The 26,924-nt window shown below is 70.3% G+C and carries 19 protein-coding genes; 9 read left to right on the plus strand and 10 right to left on the minus strand.

From position 1 onward, the window contains the following. Positions 1 to 17: 17 nt before the first annotated feature. The 3 genes from ACSDR0_RS28620 to ACSDR0_RS28630 all read left to right on the plus strand — a co-directional run bounded on the left by ACSDR0_RS28620 (position 18) and on the right by ACSDR0_RS28630 (position 3,627). Positions 18 to 752 (plus strand): GntR family transcriptional regulator, encoded by a 735-nt coding sequence (locus ACSDR0_RS28620; RefSeq protein ID WP_435291996.1) that lies wholly within the window; start codon positions 18 to 20, stop codon positions 750 to 752. Next, positions 749 to 1,837, plus strand: coding sequence for a tartrate dehydrogenase (locus ACSDR0_RS28625; RefSeq protein WP_435291997.1), 1,089 nt, complete (start codon positions 749 to 751; stop codon positions 1,835 to 1,837). The genes ACSDR0_RS28620 and ACSDR0_RS28625 overlap by 4 nt, the downstream gene beginning before the upstream one ends. Before the next feature lie 116 nt (positions 1,838 to 1,953). Then, entirely contained in the window at positions 1,954 to 3,627 is a 1,674-nt protein-coding gene (locus tag ACSDR0_RS28630; protein ID WP_435291998.1) for an FAD-binding dehydrogenase, read from the plus strand. 396 nt (positions 3,628 to 4,023) lie between these two features. On the opposite strand, the gene ACSDR0_RS28635 is transcribed toward ACSDR0_RS28630, so the two are convergent. The 3 genes from ACSDR0_RS28635 to ACSDR0_RS28645 form a co-directional block, all read right to left on the minus strand. Beyond that, positions 4,024 to 4,470 (minus strand): MerR family transcriptional regulator, encoded by a 447-nt coding sequence (locus ACSDR0_RS28635; protein ID WP_435291999.1) that lies wholly within the window; start codon positions 4,468 to 4,470, stop codon positions 4,024 to 4,026. Between the two features lie 302 nt (positions 4,471 to 4,772). Continuing rightward, positions 4,773 to 5,150: an SgcJ/EcaC family oxidoreductase gene (locus ACSDR0_RS28640; RefSeq protein ID WP_435292000.1), complete on the minus strand. Its 378-nt coding sequence runs from the start codon at positions 5,148 to 5,150 to the stop codon at positions 4,773 to 4,775. After that, positions 5,147 to 5,884 carry an SDR family NAD(P)-dependent oxidoreductase gene (locus ACSDR0_RS28645; protein WP_435292001.1) on the minus strand — a complete coding sequence of 246 codons (738 nt, stop codon included), beginning with the start codon at positions 5,882 to 5,884 and terminating at the stop codon, positions 5,147 to 5,149. The genes ACSDR0_RS28640 and ACSDR0_RS28645 overlap by 4 nt, the downstream gene beginning before the upstream one ends. A 46-nt stretch (positions 5,885 to 5,930) precedes the next feature. Here ACSDR0_RS28645 and ACSDR0_RS28650 point away from each other — a divergent pair, with 46 nt between their 5' ends. Both ACSDR0_RS28650 and rox read left to right on the plus strand, forming a co-directional pair. Next, positions 5,931 to 6,539 carry a TetR/AcrR family transcriptional regulator gene (locus tag ACSDR0_RS28650; RefSeq protein WP_435292002.1) on the plus strand — a complete coding sequence of 203 codons (609 nt, stop codon included), beginning with the start codon at positions 5,931 to 5,933 and terminating at the stop codon, positions 6,537 to 6,539. Between the two features lie 626 nt (positions 6,540 to 7,165). Beyond that, the gene (gene rox, locus ACSDR0_RS28655) at positions 7,166 to 8,593 is read left to right on the plus strand and encodes a rifampin monooxygenase (protein ID WP_435292003.1); all 1,428 of its coding nucleotides are present in this window, start codon (positions 7,166 to 7,168) and stop codon (positions 8,591 to 8,593) included. Positions 8,594 to 8,708: 115 nt separating this feature from the next. On the opposite strand, the gene ACSDR0_RS28660 is transcribed toward rox, so the two are convergent. Further along, entirely contained in the window at positions 8,709 to 9,674 is a 966-nt protein-coding gene (locus ACSDR0_RS28660; protein ID WP_435292004.1) for a helix-turn-helix transcriptional regulator, read from the minus strand. Positions 9,675 to 9,726: 52 nt separating this feature from the next. On the opposite strand from ACSDR0_RS28660, the gene ACSDR0_RS28665 reads away from it, so the two are divergent. The 3 genes from ACSDR0_RS28665 to ACSDR0_RS28675 all read left to right on the plus strand — a co-directional run bounded on the left by ACSDR0_RS28665 (position 9,727) and on the right by ACSDR0_RS28675 (position 16,293). Next, positions 9,727 to 10,872, plus strand: a complete 1,146-nt coding sequence (locus ACSDR0_RS28665) for an epoxide hydrolase family protein (protein ID WP_435292005.1) — start codon at positions 9,727 to 9,729, stop codon at positions 10,870 to 10,872. Positions 10,873 to 11,771: 899 nt separating this feature from the next. Next, the gene (locus ACSDR0_RS28670) at positions 11,772 to 13,520 is read left to right on the plus strand and encodes an RICIN domain-containing protein (RefSeq protein WP_435292006.1); all 1,749 of its coding nucleotides are present in this window, start codon (positions 11,772 to 11,774) and stop codon (positions 13,518 to 13,520) included. Between the two features lie 487 nt (positions 13,521 to 14,007). Continuing rightward, positions 14,008 to 16,293 (plus strand): S8 family serine peptidase, encoded by a 2,286-nt coding sequence (locus ACSDR0_RS28675; protein ID WP_435292007.1) that lies wholly within the window; start codon positions 14,008 to 14,010, stop codon positions 16,291 to 16,293. A gap of 609 nt (positions 16,294 to 16,902) precedes the next feature. Here the strand turns inward: ACSDR0_RS28675 and ACSDR0_RS28680 are convergent. From ACSDR0_RS28680 to ACSDR0_RS28690, 3 genes are all read right to left on the minus strand, one after another. Then, a complete protein-coding gene (locus tag ACSDR0_RS28680; RefSeq protein WP_435292038.1) occupies positions 16,903 to 17,442 on the minus strand; it encodes an RHS repeat-associated core domain-containing protein in 540 nt (179 codons plus the stop codon). A 256-nt stretch (positions 17,443 to 17,698) separates the two neighbouring features. Beyond that, entirely contained in the window at positions 17,699 to 18,595 is an 897-nt protein-coding gene (locus ACSDR0_RS28685) for an RNA polymerase sigma-70 factor (RefSeq protein WP_435292008.1), read from the minus strand. 111 nt (positions 18,596 to 18,706) lie between these two features. Further along, positions 18,707 to 19,900, minus strand: coding sequence for an NAD(P)/FAD-dependent oxidoreductase (locus ACSDR0_RS28690; RefSeq protein ID WP_435292009.1), 1,194 nt, complete (start codon positions 19,898 to 19,900; stop codon positions 18,707 to 18,709). Positions 19,901 to 20,149: 249 nt separating this feature from the next. Between ACSDR0_RS28690 and ACSDR0_RS28695 the strand changes: the two genes are divergently transcribed. Then, positions 20,150 to 20,551, plus strand: a complete 402-nt coding sequence (locus ACSDR0_RS28695) for a hypothetical protein (RefSeq protein WP_435292010.1) — start codon at positions 20,150 to 20,152, stop codon at positions 20,549 to 20,551. Positions 20,552 to 20,631: 80 nt separating this feature from the next. Here the strand turns inward: ACSDR0_RS28695 and ACSDR0_RS28700 are convergent, their stop codons facing one another. From ACSDR0_RS28700 to ACSDR0_RS28710, 3 genes are all read right to left on the minus strand, one after another. Further along, positions 20,632 to 21,609 (minus strand): hypothetical protein, encoded by a 978-nt coding sequence (locus ACSDR0_RS28700; protein WP_435292011.1) that lies wholly within the window; start codon positions 21,607 to 21,609, stop codon positions 20,632 to 20,634. Further along, the gene (locus ACSDR0_RS28705) at positions 21,609 to 21,911 is read right to left on the minus strand and encodes a PadR family transcriptional regulator (RefSeq protein ID WP_435292012.1); all 303 of its coding nucleotides are present in this window, start codon (positions 21,909 to 21,911) and stop codon (positions 21,609 to 21,611) included. Before ACSDR0_RS28705 ends, ACSDR0_RS28700 begins: the two co-directional genes overlap by 1 nt. A 199-nt stretch (positions 21,912 to 22,110) precedes the next feature. Then, the gene (locus ACSDR0_RS28710) at positions 22,111 to 26,757 is read right to left on the minus strand and encodes an nSTAND1 domain-containing NTPase (RefSeq protein WP_435292013.1); all 4,647 of its coding nucleotides are present in this window, start codon (positions 26,755 to 26,757) and stop codon (positions 22,111 to 22,113) included. Positions 26,758 to 26,924: the final 167 nt, after the last annotated feature.

Consider the following 26,924-nt stretch of genomic DNA (forward strand, 5'->3'; position numbering starts at 1 on the left):
GCTGTTATCATGGGCCCATGATGGTCAAGTCGACGACGGACCAACCCCATGCACGCGGCGAGACCCGAGCCGATCTCGCCTACCAGACCCTCCGGGAGGCGATCGGGACCGGCGCGATGCGCCCCGGCCAGAAGGTGACCGAGCGGGGCCTGGCCGAGCAGCTCATGGTCAGCCCGACACCGGTGCGCGAGGCACTGCTCCGGCTCGAACACGACGGACTCATCCAGCGCACGGGCCCCCGGACGGTCGTCGTGGCCGACATCGCCGAGCGCGCCATCGACGACCTCGCCGAGGTCGAGATAGGTCTGCGGGGCCTGGTGGCCCGGTTCGCGGCCAGAAACGCCGCCCCCGAACAGCTGGACGTCCTCGACGCGATCCTCGACGCCGCCGACGACCTGCTGATCGTCATCATCACCCGGCACCGGAACGGCGAGAACGTCGACCGGCACCTCGCCTCGCTGCTCGACCGGATGCAGGAGTTCAACGAGACGGTGAACGCGTGCGCGGCCAACCCGATGCTGATCCGGCTCCTCGAACAGTCCCAGGTCTTCTCCCAGCCCGAGCGCCGGGCACTGCGCCTCGAGAAGATCGCCGCGGACGACCGCTTCGGGCTGGACCGCTACGCCGGTCACCGCGCCCTGGTGCGCGCCCTGCGGCAGGGCGACTCGGCGACCGCGGAACGGCTGGTCATCGAGGACGCCCAGGGCGGGCTGGCGGCACTGAGAGCACGACCCCGCGGGAGGAACCGATGACAGCGCCCTCGTACCGGATCGCCGTGATCCCCGGCGACGGGATCGGCACGGAGGTCGTCCCCCAGGGGCTCCGGGCACTGGAGGCGACCGCCGGGGTGTTCGATCTCGACCTGCGGTTCGACCACTTCGACTTCGCCAGCGCCGCGTACTGGCAGCGCCACGAAACGATGCTGCCGCCCGGCTGGCAGGAGATCCTCGGCTCCTACGACGCCATCTTCTTCGGCGCCGTGGGCTGGCCGACGGTCGTCCCCGACCATGTCTCGCTGTGGGGCAGCCTCCTGCAGTTCCGGCGCACGTTCGACCAGTACGTCAACCTGCGTCCCTGCCGGCTGATGCCGGGCGTCCGCAGCCCCCTGGCGGGCCGCGAGCCCGGCGACGTCGACTTCGTCGTCGTCAGGGAGAACACCGAGGGCGAGTACTCCAGCATCGGCGGCCGGATCTTCGAGGGCACCGAGCGCGAGACCGTCCTGCAGGAGACGGTGATGACCCGCGTGGGCGTCGACCGCGTGCTGCGGTACGCCTTCGAACTCGCCGAACGGCGGCCGGCCCGGCACCTCACCTCGGCGACGAAGAGCAACGGCATCTCGATCTCAATGCCCTACTGGGACGAACGGGTCGAGGCGATGGGAGAGCAGTTTCCCGGAGTCACCTACGACAAGTGCCACATCGACGCGCTGGCGGCGAACTTCGTCCTGCACCCGGACCGGTTCGACGTCGTGGTGGCCAGCAACCTCTTCGGCGACATCCTCTCCGACCTGGGCCCCGCCTGCACCGGCACGATCGGCATCGCCCCGAGCGCGAACATCAACCCGGACCGGACCCACCCGAGTCTCTTCGAACCGGTCCACGGCTCCGCACCCGACATCGCCGGCCGTGGCATCGCCAACCCGATCGGGCAGATCTGGTGCGCCTCGATGATGCTCGACCACCTCGGGCACCCCGACGCCGGCGCGCACCTGCTGGGCGCGATCGAGGACGTCCTCGCGGCGGGCCCGGACGAGGCCCCGCTGACCCCCGACCTCCACGGCCGGGGCACCACCCTGGAACTGGGGCAGGCGATCGCCGCCCAGGTCGCCGCCACATAGTGATCAGGCCGGTCGCGTAGTGATCGGGCCGGTCACGTAATGATCAGGCCGGTCGCCTTACCATCAACACGCCCCCTGACGGGACCGACGGGGTGCTCGAGCAAGGGAGTACCGCCATGGACGCGGACGTCATCATCGTGGGCACGGGCCTGTCCGGGCTGGTCGCGGCGCAAGAGCTGACCAGCCGGGGCCGGAAGGTGGCGCTGGTGGATCAGGAGAACGCCGCCAACCTGGGAGGGCAGGCGTACTGGTCGTTCGGCGGGCTGTTCCTCGTGAACTCGCCCGAGCAGCGCCGCCTGAGGGTCAAGGACTCCTTCGAGCTGGCATGGAGCGACTGGCAGGCGAGCGCGCGGTTCGACCGCCTGGAGGACGAGGACGTCTGGGCCGCGCGCTGGGCCCGCGCGTACGTCGACTTCGCCGCGGGTGAGAAGCGGTCCTGGATAGACGCCCACGGCATCAAGCTGACGCCGGTCGTGGGCTGGGCGGAGCGCGGTGACCTGCGTGCCGACGGTCACGGCAACTCCGTGCCCCGGTTCCACGTGGCCTGGGGCACGGGAACGGGCGTGGTGGGCCCGTTCATGCGCGGCGCCGAACAGGCGGCCGGCGCGGGACTGCTGACGTTCCACCACCGTCACCGGGTCGACGAACTCGTCGTCCAGGACGGCGCCGTCACGGGGGTGCGTGGAAGTGTCCTGATGGACGACTCCTCGCCGCGGGGGGTGACCTCCAACCGCGAGGTAACCGGTTCCTTCGAGCTGACGGCGCAGGCGGTCATCGTCACCAGCGGCGGGATCGGCGCCGACCACGACCTGGTGCGCCGCTACTGGCCCCAGCGGCTGGGCACCGCCCCACAGCACATGATCACGGGTGTGCCGGCCCACGTGGACGGACGGATGCTGGCCATCAGCGCCACGGCGGGGGCCCGGATAGTCAACGAGGACCGGATGTGGCACTACACCGAAGGCGTGCGGAACTGGGACCCCGTCTGGCCCGGGCACGCGATCCGGATCCTGCCGGGACCGTCGTCGATGTGGTTCGACGCGCTGGGCCGCCGCCTGCCGGCCCCGTACCTGCCCGGCTACGACACCCTCGGCACTCTCAAGTATCTGCGCACCACCCCCGACATCGCCGGATACGACCACTCGTGGTTCATTCTCACCCAGAAGATCCTTGAGAAGGAGTTCGCGCTGTCGGGCTCGGAGCAGAACCCCGACATCACCAGCGGAGACCGGAGGGCGGTGCTGCGGAACCGGGTCTTCGGCAAGGGCGCGCCCGCTCCGGTGGACGCCTTCAAACGGCACGGCGCGGACTTCGTCGTCGCCACCACGCTGGACGAGCTGGTGGCGAAGATGAACGGCCTGACCGACGAGGCACTGCTCGACGCCGGCGAGCTGCGCCGCCAGATCGTGGCCCGTGACCTGCAGGTCGGCAATCCCTACAGCAAGGACGCCCAGGTGCAGGGCATCCACAACTCACGACGCTTCCTCGGGGACCGGCTCAGCCGCACCGCCACGCCGCACCGCATCCTGGACCCGCAGGCCGGTCCGCTGATCGGGGTCAAGCTCCACGTCCTGACGCGCAAGAGCCTCGGCGGCATCCAGACCGACCTCGATTCCCGCGTCCTCGGCGTGGACGGCGAACCCGTCGGCGGCCTGTACGCGGCTGGAGAGGCGGCCGGATTCGGAGGTGGCGGCGTCCACGGCTACAACGCCCTGGAAGGCACCTTCCTCGGCGGCTGCCTGTTCTCCGGCCGCCAGGCCGGCCGCGCTGCCGCCCAGGCGGTTTCGTAGGATCACCAGGCCCCGACGACCGCCGGCCGGTGCGGCGCGCACGGGGAAACGGGGGCATGCGGCGGAGTCGGTAACCGTGACGTGCTACTCGAAGAAAGGGCGGAACCCCTTCGGCCAGGAGTCCGCCTTTCCCTGCGGATCAGAAGGCCGGGGGTTCGAGTCCTCCCGGCCACGCACAGCCGAGAAGGCCTGCGACCAGGGAGAACATGGTCACAGGCCTTCCTGTTTTTAGATCGTTCCGCTGTCGGGCCAACAGGATGGCTCCTCAAGGTCCCATAGCGCGGCAGAGGGCCGGCACTGTGGCGGGAGGCTTCTGGCGGATCGCACGCTCGTGGCCGATGCGGACTCCGCGGAAAAGTACTCGCGTAGGTCCCTCGCCATCCGCGCCCACGCCCGTCAGGAGTGACCCTCCGGGATTCCGTCGCCGCTCTGCGGAGCGGTGCACGTGATCGGGCCTGTGGCGCCTTCGGCCAGTTGCTCGGTGTACGCGCTGACCTTGTGGGTCACCATGCCGAGAGATTCGGTGAGCTGTTCGATCTGCGCGGCGACCTGTTCCTGGTGTTGCCGCAGGAGGGTCAGCAGGTGCTCTTCGTTGCCCGCGCCCCGCCTCACGACGTCCGCGTACTGGCGGATGGCGGGCAGCGGCATGCCGGAGGCGCGCAGGTTGACGCAGAGGTGGAGCCACTCCACGTCCTTGTCACTGTAGACGCGCCGGCCGCCGGGGCCCCGCCGTACGGGGGCGGCCAGGACTCCCTCACGCTCGTAGAAGCGCAACGCGTGGACGCTCAGGCCGGTGCGTTCGGCGACCTGCCCGATGCTCAGGCTTGGGTTCGTTTCCGACATGAGGCCAAGGTTAGGGCTTGATCTAGAACCGGCTCCAGCTCGTACGCTCCGACGCACGCCCATCCCGCCCAATGCGCTGCGGGGTCGTCTCCGGCCGCATAGTCACGCCCCGCCGCGAGGCCATGGACAAGCGCTTCCCCGGTCCCCTACAGGCGGTGCTGTCGGGCGACCGAACCTCGGCTACGTGCTGGGAGCGGCTTGGCACCGGTGGAACGATGCCGGGTACCGCTCCCAGCACGTAGCCGAGGTGGTGGCTCGTGGCCATGACGCTTGCCCCGGCCGGGTTTCAGGTGCGTCCTTTTTCAGCCTGTCGGCTTCAAGGAGACGTGGTAGTGACCGACGAGCCACCGGTCGCCGGCGCGTTCCAGGACCATCGTCACGTGACGGCGAACGAGCTCCCCGTCGGGGAACGTGAAGTTCGCGGCGGCGTAGCCGGTGATCACGTCGTTCGCCGACCGGCGCGCGTCGATGATCTCGTAGTCGACACTGAGACCCACGGGCTGGCTGTCGTAGTACTCGACCACCGCGGCGCGCCCTTGGGACGGCTCCGGGTGGCCGCCCTGGAACAGCGCGTCCTTGGCGAACACCGTCCCGATCTCGGCGGGGTCGTGGACGTCGATGCCGTGCTTCCACACGGCGAGGACGTCGGCGAAGATCGTCTCGTTGCTCCTGTCGCTCATCGGCCTGCGCTCTGTCCGCCGTCGATGTGCAGGAATTCGCCGGTGACCAGCGGAGCCCGCTCAAGGTAGATCACGCCGTGGGCGACGTCCTCGACGGTCCCGGCCTTCTTCATCGGGTGGTACTGGGCGAGCTGCTCCGGGGTCGCGCCGCCCTGAAGCGGGGTGGCGATCATGCCCGGGGCGACGGCGTTGACCCGAATGCCGCGGTCCGCGTACTCGATGGCCAGCGACTTCGTGGCCGCGGCAAGACCGCCCTTGCTCACGGAGGCGAGCACCGAGGGAATGTCGGAGCGAGCGGACTCGACCAGGGTCGTGGTGATGTTGACGATGTGGCCGCCACCTTGCCGCAGCATCGGCTCGATGACCTGCTGCGTCAGGTAGAAGAAGCCGCCGACGTTGATGTTCAGGACGTTCTTGTAGTCCTCGGGCGTGTAGTCGGTGAACGGCTTCGCGACGAAGATGCCCGCGTTGTTGACCAGGGTATCGATACGTCCGAAGCGGTCGAGTGCCGTCTTCACGATCCTCTCCGCGGTAGCGGGGTCGGAGATGTCGCCGGGCACAGCGGCCACCTTCGGGTCATCGCCGCTTTGGATGGAGCGGGAGTTCGCCACCACGGCGTACCCGATCTCGCGATACGCAGCCACCAGACCTGCGCCGATGCCCTGCGATGCGCCGGTGATGATGGCGACGCGCTGATCTGACATGTCTTGCTCCCTTAGTAGACGGTCGGTCAACTACCGACGAGTCACAGTTATAGCCGACCGGTCGTATAATGACAAAATGGGTCGAACGTCAGATGCTCGAGAGCGGATCCTCACCGCCGCTACCGACCTGTTCTCCCTGCGCTCCTACGGCTCCATCGGAGTCGCGGAGATCTGTGCGCAGGCGGGAGTGCCGAAGGGTAGCTTCTATCACTTTTTCGAGTCCAAACAGGCACTCGCGCTCGAGATCATCGACCTGCAGTGGGGCTCGCAGCGCGGCCGGTGGCAGCGGGTCCTCGATGGCGATGGATCGCTGGTGGGCCGGCTCAAGGAGCTGTTCGCGTTCACGGTGGAGGTGCAGAACCTGTCACTGAGCGAGGCCGGCGTGGTCTGCGGATGCATCTTCGGCAACCTGAACCTGGAGCTGAGCGCAGGCGATGACCCGATGAGGGAGAGGCTGCGCGCGATCTTTGATGAGCAGGTTCATATGATTCGCCGTTCGATCGAGGCGGCTCAGGCGTTGGGCGATGTGCCGGCGATCGACGCGCGAGGCGCCGCAAAGTCGATCGTCGCCCAGATCGAGGGGACGGTCATGTTCGCCAAACTCTTCAACGACCCGGGACAGCTCGACGAGCTTTGGGCCAACAGCCTGCGCCTGCTAATGGTCAGCGAGGCCCAAGAGGTCTGATGAAAGTTCATTCCGTCGTCACCCTCCGTATCGTGAGGCACGCTTGCGTGCCCTTGGTGCGGCGCTGAAACCACGCAGATACGTCAAGAAGTAACGTCACCACGCTTCTGGTGACCGAGGACGACGACCGGTGATCGCCGACCGCGACTTCCCGGCTACTCGACGACTTACGACAGTGCGCCGACACACTGATGTGGAGCCATACCGCTACCGCAGCAAGATCTCGGTGCTGCGTCGTGACCGCCTGGCCGGCGTACGGGCGGTGCATCGCCGTACGCGGCACGTCACCGCTTCGGGAGGAACTTGTCCGTCCGCAGTGGACGACAAAAGGGAAAGGCAAGGAGATTACTCACTCCCTGCCACTTTCAACGTATACCGCACCGGGGGTCTTGCGGCAAGACCCGGGTCGTGCTGCAGAATCGTCGGCCGAGGCCAGAACCTGCGGAAATCAGGGGTTCACGGAGCAGGTGCTCTTTGTCGATCGGTTCATAGAGCACGCGGGACGTCGGACCGCCGGTGAGACTCACGGTGCGGTTGCGGGCACCCGGCGCGGAAGCGCGGAAGCGCCCGCCGCCCGGCTACGTGGAGCAGCTGGCCGAAACACGACCTTGTCGAACGGGGGGTTCATGATTGACGTGATCGTCGCCGGTGGCGGACCGACCGGCTTGATGCTGGCCGGCGAGTTGCGGCTGCACGGCGTGCACGCGCTCGTACTGGAGAGGGAGGCGGAGCCGACCAGGCATGTCCGCGCGCTCGGTCTGCACGTGCGCAGCGTCGAGGTGATGGACCAGCGCGGCCTGCTGGAGCGGTTCCTCGCGCTCGGCCGGCGGTTCACGGTCGGCGGTTTCTTCGCCGGCATCGACAAGCCGTGGCCTGACCGGCTGGACACCGCGCACGGCTACGGCCTCGGCATCCCGCAGACCACCACCGAGCGCCTGCTGACCGAGCACGCCATCGAGGTCGGCGCCGAGATCCGGCGCGGCTGCGAACTGGTCGGGCTGAGCCAGGACGAGAACGGGGTGACCGTCGAGCTGGCCGACGGCACGCAGCTGCGCTCGCGCTACCTCGTCGGCTGCGACGGCGGCCGCAGCACGGTGCGCAAGCTGCTCGGCGTCGGCTTCCCCGGCGAACCCGCCAAGGTCGAGACGCTGCTGGGCGAGATGGAGCTGACCGAGGATCCGGCGAGGGTTGCCGCCATCGTCGCGGAGGTCCGCAAGACTCAGCTGCGGTTCGGCGCCATCCCCCTCGGGGACGGGGCGTACCGCGTCATCGTGCCCGCCGAGGGGGTGGCCGAGGACCGCTCGGTCCCGCCGGCCCTCGAGGAGTTCAGGCAGCGGCTACGGGCCTTCGCGGGCACCGACTTCGGCGTGCACTCACCGCGCTGGCTGTCCCGCTTCGGCGACGCCACCCGGCAGGCCGAGCGCTACAGGACCGGCCGGGTGCTGCTGGCCGGCGACGCGGCGCACATCCACCCGCCGACCGGCGGGCAGGGGCTCAACCTCGGCATCCAGGACGCGTTCAACCTCGGCTGGAAACTGGCCGCCGAGGTCGGCGGCTGGGCTCCGGAGGGGCTGCTGGACAGCTACCACGCCGAACGGCATCCGGTGGCGGCCGACGTGCTGAACAACACCCGCGCGCAGATGGAGCTGATGTCCCTGGAGCCGGGCCCCCGATCGGTGCGCAGGCTGATGTCGGAACTGATGGACTTCGAGGAGGTGAACCGCTACCTGATCGAGAAGATCACCGCGATCGGGGTGCGCTACGACTTCGGCGAGGGGCATGACCTGCTCGGCCGGCGGATGCGGGACGTGGAGCTGAAGCACGGTCGCCTCTACGAGCTGATGCGCGGCGGCCGCGGGCTGCTGCTCGACCAGACCGGCCGTCTCTCGGTGGCGGGCTGGGCGGAGCGGGTCGACCACGTCGTCGACGTCAGCGAGGAACTGGACGTGCCCGCGGTACTGCTGCGTCCGGACGGCCATGTGGCGTGGGTCGGTGAAGACCAGCAGGAGCTGCTCGGCCGGCTGCCCAAGTGGTTCGGCGCCGCCGCCGGCTGAGCGCGCCGCCGCCAGCTGAGCGCGCGATCGTGGCTCGAACGGGCGGTCGTGGCTCGAACGGGCGGTCGTGGCTCGAACGGGCGGGACCCGCGGCCCGTCGCCGGGCGCGGGCTTGTCAGGTGGGCGTGTGATGCCGGGCCGCGTCGACGAGACGGGCGCCGAGCGTGCGGATGTGCCGGATGAGTTCGGGCGGTTCGTGCACCGTGAACGGGACGCCGAGCTGCGCGACCCACATGGCCAGCTCGTCGAGGGAGTTCGAGCCGGTGCTGAGGACGCATGCGCCGTCGCCGGCCGGTTCGACCACCGCCATCGTCGGCGGCATCCGGGCGGCGACGACATCGGCCGGGGCGTGCACCGTGAACCGGCCGCGGTAACGGTAGGGGTCGACGGAGATCCGCTCCGAGACGTAGAGGACGAGGTCGGCGCCGGGCGGCTCGCGGGGTGTGAAGCGTGGCCCGTTCGGGGTGCGCAGGCGCAGCCGGTCGACGCGGAACGTACGCCAGTCGTCCCGGCCGGTGTCCCACGCCAGCAGGTACCAACGACGGCCCGAGTTCACCAGCCGGTACGGCTCGGCGGTGCGGCGATCCCCGGTGCCGTCGTGGGAGCGGTAGTCGAACCGCAGGCTTTCCCTGCCGCGGACGGCCGCGGCGATCGCGGTGAGCACGGCCGGGTCCACGCCCGCGGCCGGGACCACCAGCGGGACCGTGACCGACCGCAGGTCGCCGACACGTTGCCGGAGCCGGGACGGGAGGACCTGCTCAAGCTTGGCGAGAGCGCGGACCGAGGTCTCCTGGATGCCCGCCACGCTGGAGACGGCCGCGGTGCCGAGCCCGATGGCGACCGCGACCGCTTCGTCGTCGTCGAGCAGCAGCGGCGGCAGTCCGGCGCCGGCGCCGAGCCGGTAGCCGGCTGTGCCCGCGGTGGCGTGCACGACGTACCCGAGTTCGCGTAGCCGGTCGATGTCGCGGCGGATCGTGCGGGACGAGACACCGAGCCGTTCGGCCAGCTCGGCGCCCGGCCAGTCCCTGGGGGTCTGCAGTAGCGACAGCAATCGCAGCAACCGCGCCGACGTCTCCAGCATGACGCCGATCCTAGGACCGGAACCGTCCTAACCCACACCTACCTTTACAGACATGAACGACGACACGCGAATTCACCCGTTCCAGGTAGACATCCCGCAGGCGCAGCTGGACGACCTGCGCGACCGGCTGGCAGCGACCCGCTGGCCGGACGAGCTGCCCGGTGTGGGCTGGTCCTACGGGGTTCCCGTCGGCTACGCGAAGAAACTGGCCGAGTATTGGCGCACCGGTTTCGACTGGCGTGCCGCCGAGGCGCGGCTGAACACCTTTCCGCAGTTCACGACCCGGATCGACGGGCAGAACATCCATTTCCTGCACGTCCGCTCGCCCGAACCCGACGCGCTGCCGCTGATCATCACGCACGGCTGGCCGGGCTCGGTCGCCGAGTTCCTGAAGGTCATCGGCCCGCTCACCGACCCGGTGGCGCACGGCGGCGACCGGTCCGACGCGTTCCATGTCGTCGCCCCGTCAATTCCCGGGTTCGGCTTCTCCGGTCCCACCACCGAGACCGGCTGGGACCTGCAACGGATCGCGCTGGCGTGGGCGGAGCTGATGGACCGGCTCGGCTACCGGCGATACGGCGCGCAGGGCGGCGACAGCGGCTCGGTCATCTCGCCGATGCTCGGCCGCGCCGCGCCGCGGAATGTCGCCGGCGTGCACGTCAACGGCGCGCTCGGGTTCCCGACCGGCGACCCGGCCGAGTTCGAGGGGCTCACCCACGCGGAACTCGCCCGCCTCGGCCAGTACCAGGACCAGGACCGGGCCGGCTACGCGATCATCCAGGCGACCCGGCCGCAGACCCTCGCGTTCGGGCTGCACGACTCGCCCGCGGCTCAGCTGGCGTGGATCGTGGAGAAGTTCAAGGAGTGGACCGACCCGGCCCGCGAGCTGCCCGAGGACGCGGTGGACGTCGACCAGATGCTCACCGACGTGAGCATCTACTGGTTCACCGGGACCGCCGCCTCGGCCGCACGCCTCTACAAGGAAGGCCAGAAGGGCTGGGGGGCGGTGGCCGAGTACTCGGCGCTGCCGCACGGCGTCGCCGTCTTCCCCGGCGACGCCGGAGTCCGGCGGATCGCCGAGCGCGAGCACGATGTCGTGCACTGGTCGGAGTTCGAGCGCGGCGGCCACTTCGCCGCGATGGAGGCACCCGACCTGCTCGTCGAAGACATCCGGGCCTTCTTCCGCCTCCTGCGGTAAGCCCCTGTCGCTCGCACGTCGGCCGGCTCCCGCGCACCGGCGTACCCGGCGGGAGACCGCGAGGCGGCGCCCGGCACGGAGAGGGCGTCGAAACGCACCGCCGAACAGGAGCGGACCGACGCACGGGCGTCATCGGGGTCTTCGGGAACGGCGTCGAGGCGATCCCCGATCGTGGCCTCCAGCTCGCCGGGCGTGCCCGGCGTCGGGATCGGACAGGGTCGCCAGGATGCGCACCACGATCGTCTCCCCGCCCCACTGGGCCCCGGTTCCTCTCGGGACGCTCAGGCCCAGACCTCACGACGCGTGGGTGCCGCTGAAGGACCTGCGCAGCCCCTCGGCGACCACGACCGGATCTCCGCGCGATGAAACGTACATGACGGCCCCGGAGCCGAAGGGGTCCCGGCGGGGCACCTCGCGAGGTGGGCGCCTTGTTGACCCCTGCCGGCCCCCCGGGAGATCGCCACCTCTTGACGCCGGAAAATGTTTGCGTTAACACTTGCCGGAAACCCCACGAAAGCCCTTTGTAACCCCAGTGACCCACGCCCTTGTTTGTTAACGTTAACATCCCTGGGGAGACGCGAACATGGTGGGCATCACCCCCGGCGTGACGGCCGGCGCCATGGTCACCCCTCGGGTCGCACAGGTCGCGGGCGGATCGGCGGATTCCCGCGCCGCCCCGGCTCACCGGGGGCCGCGTCCGCCCCCGCCCGCCTGCTCAGTGCGCCTGCTCCGTCCGGCGGCCGTGGCCGCCGCGACGTGTCCTGGACCGAACGCGGCCGCATGGGCTCGGTGAACCAGTGAGTCCGGTGAGTCCGGTGAGTCCGGTGAGCCCGCTTCCGCATCGCTGACGCGGATCCCTCGGAACCCTGTCCCATCCTCCTCCCTCAGGAGCACCCCTCATGTCCCGAAGAAAGGGCATCATCGGCGCGATCTGCGCGCTTCTCATCAGCCTCGGCTGCCTGGCCGGGATCACGGCGCCCGCCCAGGCCGTGGGCGAGACGACCTTCCGCAACCCGCTGCTGGCCAACGGCGCCGACCCGTGGCTGCAATACCACGCGGGCAACTACTACCTGGCCACCACCACGCGGAACTCCCAGCTGGTGATGCGCAAGTCACCGACCCTGGCCGGTCTGCGCACCGCCACCCCGCAACACGTCTGGTCGGAGACCGCCGCCGACAGCTGCTGCAACTTCTGGGCCTTCGAGTTCCATCGGCTCAACGGCCCCAGCGGCACCCGCTGGTACATGATGTACACCTCCGGGGCGAATGGAACCCTCGACCGCCAGCACCTCACCGTGCTGGAGAGCGCCGGTGACGACCCGATGGGGCCCTACACCCTCAAGGGCTCGCCGATGCCGACCACCTGGAACATCGACGGCTCCTACCTGCAGCTGAACGGCCGGCTCTACCTGCTGTGGTCGGAGTGGCAGGGGGCCGACCAAAGCCTGTGGATCGCCCGGATGACCAACCCCTGGACGATCACCGGTTCCAAGGTCCTCATCTCCAGGCCCACCCACTCCTGGGAGACCGTGGGCGGGCGCACCAACGAGGGACCTGAGGTGCTGCAGCGCAACGGCAGGACCTTCATCGTGTACTCGGCCAGCTCCTGCAACACGCCGGACTACAAGCTCGGCATGCTGACGCTGACCGGGAGCGACCCGCTCAGCGCCTCGTCGTGGACCAAGGCTCCCAATCCGGTCTTCCAGCGCGGCAACGGCGTGTACGGTCCCGGCCACAACGGCTTCTTCACCTCCCCTGACGGCACCGAGAGCTGGATCGTCTACCACGGCAACGCCTCCCCCGGCGACGGCTGCGGAAGCACCCGGTCCACCAGGGCGCAGAAGTTCACCTGGAACTCCGACGGCACCCCGAACTTCGGCGCTCCGGCCTCCACCGGTACCGACCTGCCGGTGCCCTCCGGCGAGCTCGGCCCGATCACCACGGCGGTGAGGGGGGCCGCGTACACGCTCGTCAACCGCAACAGCGGCCTGTGCCTGGCCACCACCGGCGGTTCCACCGCCGACGGGGCCAACGTCGCCCAGCACTCCTGCTCCGGTACGGCCGCCCAGTGGGTGCTGGACTCCACCGCCGACGGCCACCACCGCCTGGTCAACAAGCAGAGCGACAAGGCCCTCGAGGTGGCCGACTGCGGCACCGCCGACGGCACCGACGTCCGGCAGTGGGCCTGGCTGAACAACGCCTGCCAGCAGTGGCGGCTGCAACCGGTCGGGAACGTCGCCGTCACCAGCGTGCAGAGCGGCAAGGTGCTCGACGTCGCGGACTGCTCGACCGGCAACGGCGCGAACGTCCGGCAGTGGCCCTGGCTCAACACCGCCTGCCAGAAATGGACCTTCGCCCACACCGACAACGGCTACTACCGGATCCATCCCACCCACAGCGGCGCCAGCTGCCTGATCGTGAACGCCGCGTCCACCGCCGACGGTGCCGACGTGGTGCAGGGAGCCTGCTCCGGCAACAACTCCCAGTGGCGACTGGAGGTGCTCACCGACGGCTCGGTCCGGTTCGTGGCCCGGCACAGCGGCAAGGTCCTGGACCTGGCCTCCTGCGGGCTGGCCGCCGGGGCCGAGATCGCACAGTGGGCCTGGCTGGACAACATCTGCCAGCGGTTCGCCATCAGGGCCGCCTGAGCGTTCGGAACGCCGGGTGCCCGGCCCGTCTGGGCCGGGCACCCTCTCCGCGTGGCCGCCGTCCGTGATCGGCGGAGCGTTGAAACGCGCGTGCCGGAGAGAGCGGCATCGGGACCGGGCCTCGTGCCGCAAGGGCGGCGACGGCTTCGACGGTCGTCGTCGGGCGCACGGCGCCGCCGCTCGTCCACGAGAACTCCGTAGTCGGCCGATGCCCTACCTAACTTCTCATTGCAAGAAACAAACAAATTTACGCAGAATTCATATGATAAAACGGAATAAAGGGATAAATGGGGTCGCGATCGGGGAGCTAGATCGTTAAGGTGTGGGACGTAATCCCCCGGATTCCGGGTCTGTCCGGGCTGAGGCGCTACCCGGATGTTCCGTACGGCACCGCGTGAGCCGTACGGAGCTTTCACCGTCCCTGCGGCTTGTTCTGAGATGCCGCCGGACGTCCCCCTAGGAAAGGACCTCTCCTTTGTCGCGATTCATGCGGCTTCTGCATGCCCTGGTGGCGGCTACCGTCGCCATGCTCCTCGTCTTCTCCTCCAACGCCGCCCACGCGGGCGGCCCGGCGAACACACCCGTGGCGGCCGAGCCCACCCCGCCGCCCAAAATCCCGGCAGCGGTCCGGAACAGCGTGGCCGACGGCCGCGTCGGCACCTTCTGGGTGCGCCTCGCCAAGCGAGCGGACCTCGGGACCGTAGCGGGGAAGAAGACCCGCGCGGGGCGGGCCACGGAGGTGATCCGCATCCGCAAGGACGTGGCCGGCTCCTCCCAGAAACGGGTCATCACCACCCTGCGCGCCGCCCGCGCCGACTTCACGTCGTTCTGGATCTCCAACACGGTCAGGGTGACCGGTGGCAGCGCGCTGCTGGAGCGGCTTGCCGCGTTGCCCGAGGTGGCGAAGATCGAGGCGGACGTCCCGGCCTTCCTCCCGAAACCCGTCGTGGCCCCACGGGCGCAGGCCACGGCGGCCGGTGTCGAGTGGAACGTCAACAAGATCGGCGCCGACCACGTGTGGGACGAGTTCTCCAATCGCGGCCAGGGCATCGTGGTCGCCAACATCGACAGCGGCGTCCAGTGGGACCACCCCGCCCTGCTCGCCCAGTACCGGGGAAACTCCGGCGGCAGCGTGAACCACGACTACGCCTGGTTCAACCCGACGGGAGGGTGCCCCACGGCGGCGCCGTGCGACACTGACGGGCACGGCACGCACACGATGGGGACGATGGCCGGAGACGACGGCGACACGAACAAGATCGGTGTCGCTCCCGGGGTGAAGTGGATCGCGGCCAAGGGATGTGAGGGCACGACCTGCTCGGCGGCCGACCTGCTGGCGGCCGGTCAGTGGATGCTGGCCCCCACCGACCTCGCCGGGCAGAACCCCCGGCCCGACCTGGCCCCCGACGTGGTGAACAACTCGTGGGGCGGCCCGGGCTATTCGGAGTGGTACGCCGACGTCCTGTCGTCCTGGGTGCAGGCGGGCATCTTTCCCGCCTTCTCCATCGGCAACGACGGACCGGCCTGCGGGACGGCGGGCTACCCCGGCGGGCTCATCCAGGCCTACAGCTCGGCGGCCTTCGACGTGAACGACGTGATCGCGCCGTTCTCCAGCCGGGGTGACGGCGCCTCCTACATCAAGCCGGACATCGCCGCCCCCGGGGTGAACGTGCGTTCCTCGGTGCCCGGGGGCTACGCGGGCTACAGCGGAACCTCCATGGCCTCCCCGCACACGGCGGCGACGGTGGCCCTGATCTGGGCGGCGGTGCCGTCACTGCGCGGCAACATCGACGCGACCCGGGGAATCCTGGACTCCAGCGCCGTACCGAGGCCCGACACCTCCTGCGCCTCCGCCGGGACGACCAACGAGGTCTGGGGGCACGGCAAGCTGGACGCCTACGCCGCCGTGACACGGGCCATGTCGGGCGTCATCGCGCCCGGAACCGAACTGCCGCTGCTGATGGGCTACAACAGGTCCCTGCCCGGCACCGACGGGCACTGGGGCTTCTACTCGGTCGACCGCGACCCGGCCACCTACTGGGAGGTGCCGGCGACCGTGAGTTCGGTGTCGATCAACTATGCCTTCGACGGCGGCCGCCGCACGACGGACAAGGTGGTGGTGCAGCTCCCGGCCGGCGAGCCGGCCCGGACGCTGACGATGTCGGTCCAGGCGGCCTACGAGGGCACGGTGGACAACGTCACGGTGAGCCCGCCGCAGACCTACAGCTTCAACCCGGCCACCGGCAACAAGGTCACGATCACCTTCCCGCCGGTCTACGGGTGCTGCCTGTCGCTGAGCTTCCCGAGCGGCCCCTGGTCGCCGACCATCAAGATCGCCGAGGTGCAGGCGTTCTCGGCGGCCGGTAAGAACGCGGCCCTCGGCCGGCCGGTCCAGGGAAGCGCACAGCCCGGATACGGCACGGCGAACACGGTGGACGCCAACCTCTCCACCTACTGGGAGAGCGCCAACAACGCCTTCCCGCAGTCCTTGACCGTGGATCTCGGCGCGACCTGCCGGATCCATCAGGTGGAGATGGCGCTGCCGCCGTCGTGGGGTGCCCGCACCCAGACGCTGTCCATCGAGGGCAGCACGGACGGCGTCACCTACAAGCCGATCGTCGGATCGCGGGCGTACACCTTCAACCCGGCCTCGGGGAACGCCGTGGCGACGAGCTTCAACATCGCCGCCGTACGGTACGTCCGGCTGGTGTTCACCGCCAACACCGCATGGCCTGCCGGCCAGCTCTCGGAGCTACGGGTTCTCGCCTCCTGACCCACGCTCCCGCCGGGTGTCCTCCACCTCGTGGAGGACACCCGGACGCGTTCGAGGCCTTCTTCGGCCGGCCGGCCGTCATGGGACGAATTCCTCGGAACGTCGCCAACGTCGTGGCCGAGACGAGCGCCCCGTCGGCCGGCCGCGCCGGAGGGTGGCCGGGTGTCGAGGACAACCATGTGGATCCCACGGCCAGCCCGAATTCGAGTCGAGCACGACCGAGCTACTGGGTTCTAACCTGCCGCCCCACATCGTGCGGCCACCAATTAAAAGAAACTCTTATCTCATATACATCATTTTCGATATTGCGTTATGGCGATAATTGTGACCACAAAAATATAGGAAATCGCATAGACTGGAACCGGGTAGAGTAAATCCCCCCACTTGAGTCGGCCATTCGAAATAAATATGAATACTGCATAAACAACACCCATCACGAACAGCTGGAAAATTCCCAGCCAAAACATTTTCCTCAAATATCTAGACCTAGACTCGCCGCCCACAACGCCTCCGGCCAATTTGCAGGAAGGACTGAATTTCTGCCGTCGGCGTCACGATTCACCGACGGCGGGAACAGGTCAACCTGTCAGGATCGTCGCTTCTTTAAATCTATTTTGAACCGCCGCCGGCACCAACTAGTCGAGAGCCGACCGGCCCGCCCTTCAGGTGTCCGACATAAATAGCTTCGGGGTGAGTTATCTTCCCCTTCGGGGGATCCTGCCACCGGTGGCTCCATACCCCTGTTCCGAAGACCCCTCCGGGTCTCCACTGAACGATCAGTATTTTGCCTTCCCGGTAATGTAGGTTGACAATCCCTGCTACAACTGACGTTATGCCGGCCGCTACTGCCCCACAGGCGATCTTGGATCTTGTTTCCTTGAAATCACCGCACAAGGCGGCGGCGCCGCCGACTATCACGTTGACGGCAGCCGGCAATCCAAGCTCTTTGATGAATTTCGTCTCTGCGGGAGAGAAGACAAAAGTGAATGTGTTCTTTTTCCAGTCAAGATAGACGCCGAACATGCCGTTGATGTCGGAGCAGTTGATTGGGTCTGCGAAACAGTATTCGTAGGCATTGGCCGATCCTCGCACGGCGGGATGGACCTGCAGGAAGCGTGCTGTAACGGGATTGTACCGCCGAACCCCCATCAGGATCACTCCGCCGAGGGCACCGGCTGATCTTTGGCGGACTGGTGGCCTGGGCGACGGTGTTGCTGGGGCCCGGGGTGTTGGTGAACTCCAGCCAGGGCGTCTGATCCTTGGTGTAGGTCAGGGCGATGTTCTGCCCGGCGTGCTCGCAGGACTGCCCGGACCGCTGGTGGCGGAGGCGCTCACGGGGCTGCCCGGACCGACGACGAGGGCCGCCAGTAGCAAGAGGGCCGGCCGGGTGTTTCACCGCCGGCATTCATCGCAGGGTGAGCGGGGTCTCGGATTCGACGCGGGTCAGCTTCTCCGGGTTGCGGACGTAGTAGAGGCCGGTGATGCGGGCGTCCTCGACGCGGACCGCCATGACGCCGTCGATCTCGCCGTCGAGGTGTACGACGAGCGCCGGGTTACCGTTGACCACGGTGGGAGCGATGGTGAACGTGCCTTCGGCCCTGCCGAGACCACCGATGACCATGCGGACCACCTTCTCGGCGCCGATGACCGGCCGTAGCGCGGCATGCTTGACACCGCCGCCGTCGCCTATGAGGACGACCCGAGGGGCGAGCACGTCAAGGAGGCCCTGCGGGTCCCCGGCTTCGAGCGCGCGCCGGCACGACTCCAGAACCGCTCGGGTCTCGCTCGGGGAGACCACCTCGCGCGGTCGGCGGGCATCGACGTGCCGTCGGGCGCGGTGCGCGATCTGGCGGACGGCCGCGAGGCTCTTGCCGACGGCGGCCGCGATCTCGTCGTAGCCGACGTCGAAGGCCTCGCGCAGCACGAAGACGGCGCGCTCGGTCGGCGACAGCGTCTCCAGGACGAGCATCAGCGCCATCGACACGCTCTCGGCGAGCTCGACGTCCTCGGCCACGTCCGGCGCGGTGAGCAGCGGCTCGGGCAGCCAGGAGCCGACATACGCCTCCTTGCGGCGCCTCATCGTACGCAGCCGGTTGAGCGACTGCCGGGTCGTGATCCGCACCAGGTAGGCGCGCTGGTCGCGAACCTGCTCCGCGTCGACCTTGACCCACCGCAGCCAGGTCTCCTGGAGGACGTCCTCGGCGTCGGCCGCCGATCCGAGCATCTCGTACGCGACGGTGAAGAGCAGGTTGCGGTAGGCGACAAAAGCCTCGGTCGCCGCGCTGGTGGCGTGGTCGCTCATCTCTCGCCCTCACTCCTTCGCGGCCCCGGTGTCCGGCGGCCTTCAAGTGTGCATCCACGACAAGTCCTCTTTCGCCCGGGCCGATCGCGAATGCCCGACCGGGCTGCCCGTTCAGCGGGTGGCCGGCGCCTCGCCGCGCCCGGCCCGCAGCAGCTGCCGGCGCCTGTCATCCTTGGCCCAGGCCGGGAAGTCGAGCGAACCGGGCCTGCGTGCCTGGTACGCCAGCTGCCAGAGGACGCTCCTGCAAATGAACTCCTTGAGCTTCGCGCCAGGGCGGCCTCCGATGTGGAACCTCATCGCGACGTCGTTCCTGTGGGCGAGCTGGAAGATGCCGGTCCGGCGCCCCAGGCTGATGCACTGGGCGACGAACGCCAGGGCGAGAGGCGCGGGGTGCTCGCCCGCGATCCGGCTGAGCACCGTGTCGGCGGCGTGCGGGCCCAGCTGAACCGCGGCCTGGCAGCTCATCCGGAACGGCAGGTCCGACGGTGCCGCCGAATCGCCGGCCGCGACGATGCGCACGTCGTCCACGCTGGTCAACGTCTCGTCCGTGCGCAGACGGCCCAGGGCGTCGGTGCTCAGCCCGCTGCTCGCGGCCAGGTCCGGCACGCCGAAGCCGGCGGTCCAGATGGTCACCGTGCTCGGCAGCTCGCGGCCGTCGCCGAGCCGCACGGCATCGCGGGTCACGGCCGTCACCGTCGCGCCGGGGCCGTCGAGCACGGTCACCCCGAGTTCGGCCAGCCGCCTGGCGACCGAGCGTCGCCCCCGGGGGTGCAGGTACGGGCCGAGCACCTCGCCGCACACCAGGGTCACGGCGCGGCCGGCCTCCGCCAGCTCGGCGGCGGTCTCGATGCCGGTCGGACCCGCCCCGACCACCGTCACCGCGGCCGTGGCGGGAGCGGCGTCGACGACAGGCCGCAGCCGCCGCGCCTCCTCCAGGGTGGCGATCGGGTAGGCGAACTCGGCCGCTCCGGGCACGCGCGGGTCGGCGCTGCCACTTCCCACCGCGTAGATCAGGTAGTCGTAGCCGACCGTGCCGCCGGTCGCCAACGTCACGCCGCGCCCGGAGGCGTCGATCCGTGTCACGGTGTCGACGACCAGCTCGACGCCCTCGGCCAGGACGTCGCGGTAGTCGACGACCGCGTCGTCGGACCCGCCCACCAGCTGGTGCAGGCGGATCCGCTCGACGAAGCTCGGGCGCGGGTTGATCAGGGTCACCGTCACGTCGTCGCGCCGGGTCAGGCGATTGGCCGCCATGACGCCGGCGTATCCACCGCCGATCACGACGACATCGGTGTTCTCGGCCATGAGGTCTCCTTCGTTCCGGGGGTTCGGTCACAAGACACCGCGTGAACGATCGTTGTGACAGCGTGTGAGGCAGATCACTCCGCGGGTGCGGGCTCGGCGGACCCGTCCGTCCCGGACGAGCGCGCGGGCAACGCGTAGACCCGGCGACCGACTGACCTGGGAGCGCGCTGGGGCCCGGTTCTCATCGTCGCGGCGCTGGGCGTTCACACCTGGCTCTACCGGACGTGGCCCAAAGCAGGGCATGCCGATGTGCCGTCGTCCCAGGTGATCCTCGACCTGGCGGGCATCGTGCCGGCCACGGCCGTCCTGTGGCTGTCGTGCCGGTTCATCGTCATGCGCCCCCGGCCTGTGCGCGCCGCCGACCTCGGTGAGGCCGACGACGGGATCCGGGCGAGCTCGCTGCAGACCGTCAGCGGGGCGGCGGGGACGGCCGCTCGCGCCTACCGCGAGCTGGAGGCCGCGGGCTACCTGCGCGGCCGGGCGGGCCGGGGCACCGTCGTGCACGACATCCCCCACCTCCCCGAGACCGAACGCACCACCCGCCTCGCCGACGCCGCCCGCGCCTACGCGGCCACGGCCCGCGAACTGGGTGTCGACGCCGACGTGGCCCTCGGCGTTGCCCGGCGCCACCTCACCGATCCTGCCGGTTGACCTGGGCACCGCTCCTGCCGCGAGGTTCGCCGGTGATGGCGTGGTGTCAGGACTCGCGTGTGTCCGGTGGGGCCGGCCTCTCACGTCCGGTGCAGGCGGCGGCCGGTGGCGGCACCGAAGACACCGAACGGGAGGCTCCACAGCGGGAGCAGGGCCAGGACGACGATGGCGTTGGTGAGGTTCTCGCCGATCCTGACGCCCTCGTCGATCGCGAAGACCAGGTCGCCGTACCGGTGCAGGTGCAGTGACAGAGGCAGTCCGATCGCGAACACCAGCAGCCCGCCGTACACCACGGCCGAGAGCGCGGCTCGCACTCCCGCGCCGAACGATCTGGCGCGCGCGGCGACCAGCGCGGCGACGGCGAAGACCACGGCGGGGGCGAGCAGGACGTAGAGCGGCAGTCCGCCGTTGGAGGTGTCGGCGTACCCGAGGACGGCCAGCGTGAAGACCACGGCCAGCGACAGGGCGGCCCCCGCCACGAGCCGGCTCGGGGGCGGCAGCAGCCCCGCCCACAGGCTCACCGCCAGGGCCACCGCGAACTGCACCGACGCCGTGACGGTCATCTCGCCCGCCGGAATACGGTAGGCGGCCAGCGCGTACGCGGCGAGACAGACGCACCCGACGACCCCTGCCAGCGTGACCACCGCACCCGCACCCGCACCCGCCGGCGGGCGGGTCACCAGGGCGACCACACCGGCGAGAACCGCGAACGTCACCGCGAAGACGCGCAACCCCGGCAGGGCGTACCCGGCCGCCACTCCGGCCGCGGCCGCCGCCACGGCGAACGGCACCCGGCCGCGGGCGATGTGCGGCGAGGACAGCGTGGCCGCCACGCAGCCGAGCGCGAAGCGCCGACGTGCTCCCGGCTCGGCGATATGCGCCAGCTCGGCGCTCATCGCCCGGCCCCAGTCGCGCCGTTCGGCCGGCAGCACGGCGGCGGCCACGGCGACCAGCCGCCCCGGCCCGTCGAGCCCGGCCCCCGGCCGGTTGCGCCACAGCATCCACAGCGCGACGGCCATCGGCGTCAGGAACATCGCGACGTTGAAGACCTTCGTCATCACGCCCACCTCGTCACCAAGACGCCCTGCCCGGGCTCGGCGGCGAGCTCGGCCGCGAGCACCCGGCCGGGGCCGGTCAACCGGTAGAGGTGGCGCGGCGGCCGCCCGGGCGGGGCCTCGCTCTCCCACGTGGTCTCCAGCAGACCCCGATCCGCCAGGCGCATCAGGATCGGGTACATCGATCCGGCCTTGAGGCCGAGCACCTGGCACAACTCGTAGCCGTACCGCCAGACGGCGGGGGCCTCGGCCAGGGCGAGCAGCACCTTCCTGGTCTGCGCCGACGGACGTCTCTCACGCGTCATGACAAAACTCTATATAGATAGAGTTAGTGCATCAAGGGGTGCCGGCAAGACTCGCGCCATCGGCCGCACACGACGCCCCCGATCGCGCGAGCGCCTCGCGGATCAGCGCCGCGCCCTGGTCGAGAGGCGCACGCGAGCGCTTCTTCCAGTCGGCGGCGACCACGACACCGTCCCCCGGATGACGCGGTACCACGCATTCCTACCGGGCGGGTGGGCAACTTCGTCGATACAGCTCGCCGGGGAAGTACCGCTGCCATTCCTGAGGGGTGAATCCTCGGTGCGCGACGCCACAGACCGCTCGCGGGAGATCGGGCGGCAACCCCACATCCCACAAACGCACCGTCCGGTAGGTGCCTGAGGCCACGCGTGAGCCGTCCGGGCTGAAGGCCACCGACCACACCTCGACATCGTGGCCGTTCAGCGAGGCACCGGTCTGCTTGTGAGTGGTCGCGTCCCAGATCCGTACCGTCCCGTCGTCTCCCGCCGAGGCCAGGCGCGAGCCGTCCGGGCTGAAGGCCACCGAGTTCGCCGCGCCGTCGTGGCCGGTCAGCGAGGCACCGGCCTGTTTGTGAGCGGCCAGGTCCCAGATCCGCACCGTCCCGTCCTGCCCCGCCGAGGCCAGACGCGAACCGTCCCGGCCGAAAACCACCGACCACACCTCACCGTCATGACCGGTCAACGAGGCACCGGCCTGCTTGCGGGTGGTGAGGTCCCAGATCCGTACCGTCCCGTCCTGCCCCGCCGAGGCCAAGCGCGAACCGTCCCGGCCGAAGACCACCGAGTTCACCGCGCCGTCATGACCCGTCAGCGAGGCACCGATCTGCTTGCGGGTGGCCGGGTCCCAGATCCGTATCGTCCCGTCGGCTCCCCCCGAGGCCAGACGCGATCCGTCCGCGCCGAAGGCCACCGAGTTCACCGCGCCGTCATGACCGGTCAGCGAGACGCCGGCCTGCTTGCGGGTGGTGAGGTCCCAGATCCGTATCGTCCCGTCGGTTCCCCCCGAGGCCAGACGCGATCCGTCCGCGCCGAAGGCCACCGAGTTCAAGTTCACCTCACCGTCATGACCGGTCAGCGGGACGCCGACCTGTTCGTGAGTGGCCGCGTCCCAGATCCGTATCCTTCCGTCCTGTCCAGCCGAGGCCAGGCGCGAGCCGTCCGCGCTGAAGGCCAGCGAGGCCACCATGCCGTCGTAGCCGGTCAGCGGGCGGCCGGACTGTTGATGGGTGACCACGTCCCAGATCCGTATCGTCCCGTCGGTTCCCGCCGAGGCCAGGCGCGAGCCGTCCGCGCTGGAGGCCACCGACCACACATCACCGTCGTGGCCGGGCAGCGGGCCGCCGGACTGTTTACGGGTGGCCAGGTCCCAGATCCGTATCGTCCCGTCATCTCGCGCCGAGACCAGGCGCGAGCCGTCCGCGCCGAAGACCAGCGACCACACCGAGGAGTCGTGGCCGGGCAGCGGCGCGCCGGACTGTTCACGGGTGACCGCGTCCCAGATCCGTATCGCCCCCCCGGCTTTCCCCGAGGCCAGGCGTGAGCCGTCCCGGCTGAAGGCCACCGACCACACCGCGCCGCGACTGCCGGTTCGCAGGGTCGCACCGGACTGCTTGCGGGCGGCCGTGTCCCAGATCCGCACCGTCGAGTCGTCTCCCCCCGAGGCCAGGCGCGATCCGTCCGCGTTGAAGGCCAGCGACCACACCGGACCGTCGTGGCCGGTCAGCGGGCCACCGACCTGATCGTGAGTGGCCACGTCCCACAGACGCACCGTCCCGTCGTATCCCGCCGAGGCCAGACGCGAGCCGTCCGGACTGAACACCACCGAAGCCACCAGATCGCCGTGGCCGGTCAGCGAAGCGCCGGCCTGTTCATGAGTGGCCACGTTCCACAGACGCACCGTCCCGTCCTCTCCCCCCGAAGCCAGACGCGAGCTGTCCCGGCTGAAGGCCACCGAGCGCACCGGGCCGTCGTGGCCGACCAGCGGGCCACCGACCTGATCGTGAGTGGCCACGTCCCACAGACGCACCGTCCCGTCCTGCCCCGCCGAGGCCAGACGCGAGCCGTCCCGGCTGAAGGCCACCGAGCGCACCGCACCGTCGTGACCGGTCAGGACGGCGCGTGCGGACCGGCTGAGCAGGTCGGCCATGCTCGCCCGCGCGTCGTCGGTCCGGGAGATCGCCCACGCCGCCGCGGCGAGTCGCGCCGAGGTCACCGGATCCCCGGGGAGGGACTGGCTGTAGACGGCCGTCTGGCGGGAGAGGAGATCGGCGCGCTGCCCCTCTGCCAAGGTTCGTTGCCGCTCGGCGTCCTGGCCGAAGCGCACGGCGACCACCGCCGTGATGATCGCGACCACCAGCAGCCCGGCCAGCATCGAGAACACGGCCTGCCAGCGGCGCCGGGTGCGGGTCGCGGCGCGGACCCCGGCGTCGAGGAAGGCGTCCGCGGAACCGGTAAGGCCGAGGTAGCGGCCGGGGTCGGCGTGCCAGCGCGCGACGGCACCGCGGGCGGCCTCCAGCCGGATCCCGCGGTAGAGGAAGGAGGTGTCACGGCCGGCGTCGTCCCATTCGGCGGCGTCCTGCAGGATCTCCCCGTGCAGGACGCGGTCGGCCTGGTCCTCGGCCATCCAGGAGCGCAGGCGCGGCCATACGGTCACCAGGACGTCGTGGGCGAGTTCGACCGTACCGGCCGCGGTCAAGGCCGAGAGCGTCGCCGGAGCGTCGGGGAGCGCCTCGCCGGCGGCATCCGCGATGGTGGTGTCCGGCGCCCCGGCCGGAGCGGGAGGGCCGATGACCATCAGCCGGGCCGCGGCGAAGGCCTCGACGACCTGGCGGGCCGGCTCGGGGGGCTCGGGCTCGCACAGGGCGGCCAGCTCGCCCCAGTGGGCGCGGCGCCGGGTGACCTGCCCGTCGGCGGCGGTGAGCGTCAATGCCACGATGACGCGTTTGGCGATCTCCCGCTGGCGGGGGCTGAAAGCGGTGTAGGTGTCTTCCGCGGCGTCCTGGACGGCGGAGGCGACGCCACCGGAGCGGTCATACCCCTGCCGGGTCAGCCGCCCGCCTTCCCGGTTGTGCCAGGTGCGCGCCATCGCCATCGACAGCAACGGCAACGCCCCCACCACGCCGGCACCTGGCCCCGCGCCCGGGACTTGGGGGTGGCCTGCCAGTTCACGCACCACCTGCTCGGCCAGGCCGTCCTCCACGCTCAGCCCGGCCGCCGCGGCCGGGCCGGTGATCGCTCGCTGTAACTCCTGCCGGCTCATCGGGCTCAGCACGAACACCCGCTCCTCCAGCGCCCGCGCCAGCGCCGGGTGGGCGGCGCACCGGTCGACGAAGTCGCCACGCACCGCCAGCACCACCACGGCGGCCGGTTCCTCGCCGGAGCGACCGTTGCACGGATGACCGGTACCGCGCGGGCCCGCGTCTCGCGCGCCGGTGCCCACCGGACCCGTCCCGGTGGCGACCGCCTCCAGCGCGGTCACGAACGCCTCGGCCTCCTCGGCCTGGTCGCCGGGGCCCAGGGTGAACAGCTCCTCGAACTGGTCGACGACCATGACCAGCCGTCTCGGGCCCGCACCGGTCGCGCCGTGCTGGTAGCGGCGGATCGCCTCGGCGGCCAGGATCTGCCGAGCCCGCGTCCTGGCCCGGGCCGGATCGTCGCGCAGTTCCGCCAGCACGGCGTCGGGATCGGCGCCGCATCGCACCGCCAGCTGCACCGCCAGCTCCTGCAGCGGCCGCGCCCCCGGGGTGAAGGTCACCTGCGGCCAGGACGCCCCGCCACCGGGATCGTCCGGGGGCGTGGCCGCCAGGGCGGGCAGCAGCCCGGCGTGCAGCAGCGAGGACTTGCCCGCCCCCGACGCCCCGGTCACCACGATCAGCCCCTCGCCGCCCAGGTGGGCGGTGACCATCGCCGCCAGCCGGGCGGTGGCCTGGCCCCGCCCGTAGAACACGCCCGCCTGGGCCGGGCCGAACGGCGCCAGCCCTTGATACGGGCAGCCGTCCGTCCACACCGGGTCGCCGGCCCCGGTGTCCGATGACGGGCCCGGCAGGGCGGGGAGGCGGCGCTCCAGGGCGCTCAACTTCTCGCTCAGCTGCTCGCGCATGGCCACCAGCAGGGCTTCTTGCCGTTGGCGCTGCGTGCGGTCGAAGCGGTGCTCGGCGTCCTGCCGGTACAGGCTCCGCTGAAGCCGGCCGGCCGCCGCGTCCAGCCGCCCCAGCATCGGCGCCAGCACCGCCGTCTGCCGGCCGAGCTCGGCGAACCCCGCCACCATCTCCTCCAGCAGCAGGGCGTCACCGTGGGCGATCGCTTCGCCGATCACCACCTGCGTGGCCTGGAGTTCGCTCAGCACCACGGCCAGCGTCTCCGCCAGCGTCTCGGCGCGAGCGCCACCGGCTTGCAGGATCTCCTCCAAGCGGGCGGCCAGCTCCCGCTCCACCTGCTCCACGCGTCCAGCCAGATCAGCGGCGAAAGCCGTATCACCGGCGGCGCCGGGCGGGCCGCCGGGAGGCTGGGCGGCGGCCTGCGCACCGTCTCGCGTTCTGGCGCGGGCGGCGATCAGGGAGGCGCCGATGACATCGGACAGCAGGTTCGCCCCGACCGACCCGACCACGCTCATCCCGGCCAGCAGCACCGCCGGCCCCGGCGCGACCACGGCCAGCGGAGCCAGCGCACCGGCGCACAGACCCGCCAGCAGCGCCCGCGGCGTCGCCCATCCCAGCCCCTGCGCGGACAGGGCGGCCGCCTGGCGCGCCCAGCCGCGCGCACCGTCCTGGGCCGCGGCGACATGTCCGGGCGACAGACCGTGGCCACCCGGCTGGGGCGGCGTGGGCCGCTGCTCGCCCTGTCGGTCCACCCGCTGCTCCTGACCTCGCGGCACCGCGCCTGAACATCGGGTGGCGACATCGGACTGCGGAGCAGCCCTCCGGCACCATCGGCATCCAAGGACTTATCGGCCCAACGTTGCCGAGCGCTACCTCATCTCGACGAATCGTTATGGCCCCGCGGTGGAGACCGCAGGTG

It is taken from the genome of Streptosporangium sp. G11 (assembly GCF_051192615.1).
Classification (GTDB): domain Bacteria; phylum Actinomycetota; class Actinomycetes; order Streptosporangiales; family Streptosporangiaceae; genus Streptosporangium.

Bases quoted from the DNA above. Each gene is read 5' to 3' on its own strand.
- ACSDR0_RS28685 (WP_435292008.1), bottom strand. From the start codon at position 18,595: ATGAGCGACCACGCCACCAGCGCGGCGACCGAGGCTTTTGTCGCCTAC.
- ACSDR0_RS28625 (WP_435291997.1), top strand. From the start codon at position 749: ATGACAGCGCCCTCGTACCGGATCGCCGTGATCCCCGGCGACGGGATC.
- ACSDR0_RS28670 (WP_435292006.1), top strand. From the start codon at position 11,772: ATGTCCCGAAGAAAGGGCATCATCGGCGCGATCTGCGCGCTTCTCATC.
- ACSDR0_RS28705 (WP_435292012.1), bottom strand. From the start codon at position 21,911: ATGACGCGTGAGAGACGTCCGTCGGCGCAGACCAGGAAGGTGCTGCTC.
- ACSDR0_RS28660 (WP_435292004.1), bottom strand. From the start codon at position 9,674: ATGCTGGAGACGTCGGCGCGGTTGCTGCGATTGCTGTCGCTACTGCAG.
- ACSDR0_RS28640 (WP_435292000.1), bottom strand. From the start codon at position 5,150: ATGAGCGACAGGAGCAACGAGACGATCTTCGCCGACGTCCTCGCCGTG.
- ACSDR0_RS28635 (WP_435291999.1), bottom strand. From the start codon at position 4,470: ATGTCGGAAACGAACCCAAGCCTGAGCATCGGGCAGGTCGCCGAACGC.
- ACSDR0_RS28675 (WP_435292007.1), top strand. From the start codon at position 14,008: ATGCGGCTTCTGCATGCCCTGGTGGCGGCTACCGTCGCCATGCTCCTC.
- ACSDR0_RS28665 (WP_435292005.1), top strand. From the start codon at position 9,727: ATGAACGACGACACGCGAATTCACCCGTTCCAGGTAGACATCCCGCAG.
- ACSDR0_RS28650 (WP_435292002.1), top strand. From the start codon at position 5,931: ATGGGTCGAACGTCAGATGCTCGAGAGCGGATCCTCACCGCCGCTACC.
- ACSDR0_RS28630 (WP_435291998.1), top strand. From the start codon at position 1,954: ATGGACGCGGACGTCATCATCGTGGGCACGGGCCTGTCCGGGCTGGTC.
- ACSDR0_RS28620 (WP_435291996.1), top strand. From the start codon at position 18: ATGATGGTCAAGTCGACGACGGACCAACCCCATGCACGCGGCGAGACC.
- ACSDR0_RS28690 (WP_435292009.1), bottom strand. From the start codon at position 19,900: ATGGCCGAGAACACCGATGTCGTCGTGATCGGCGGTGGATACGCCGGC.
- ACSDR0_RS28680 (WP_435292038.1), bottom strand. From the start codon at position 17,442: ATGGGGGTTCGGCGGTACAATCCCGTTACAGCACGCTTCCTGCAGGTC.
- ACSDR0_RS28700 (WP_435292011.1), bottom strand. From the start codon at position 21,609: ATGACGAAGGTCTTCAACGTCGCGATGTTCCTGACGCCGATGGCCGTC.
- rox (WP_435292003.1), top strand. From the start codon at position 7,166: ATGATTGACGTGATCGTCGCCGGTGGCGGACCGACCGGCTTGATGCTG.